1 rRNA gene is annotated in these 254 nt (G+C 50.0%); it reads left to right on the top strand.

Annotation, left to right across the window (positions count from 1 at the left end):
- Window positions 1-254: ribosomal RNA gene (locus TEPIDINF_RS15080) — 23S ribosomal RNA — on the top strand; the annotation flags it as partial.

Below are 254 nucleotides of genomic sequence, written 5' to 3' on the forward strand. Positions count from 1 at the left end.
CGGGGATTTCCGAATGGGGGAACCCATACTTCGTAATGGAAGTATACCCATCCCTGAACACATAGGGGATGAGGAGGCAACCAGGGGAACTGAAACATCTAAGTACCCTGAGGAAGAGAAAGCAAAAGCGATTCCCTAAGTAGCGGCGAGCGAAAAGGGAACAGCCTAAACCGATACCTACGGGTATCGGGGTCGTGGGGCGTCTTATGTGGAGTAAGAAAAAAGGATGGTAGTTGAACAAGTCTGGAAAGGCT

The organism is Tepidibacillus infernus (assembly GCF_048898065.1).
In the GTDB taxonomy this organism is placed as follows: Bacteria; Bacillota; Bacilli; order Tepidibacillales; family Tepidibacillaceae; genus Tepidibacillus_B; species Tepidibacillus_B infernus.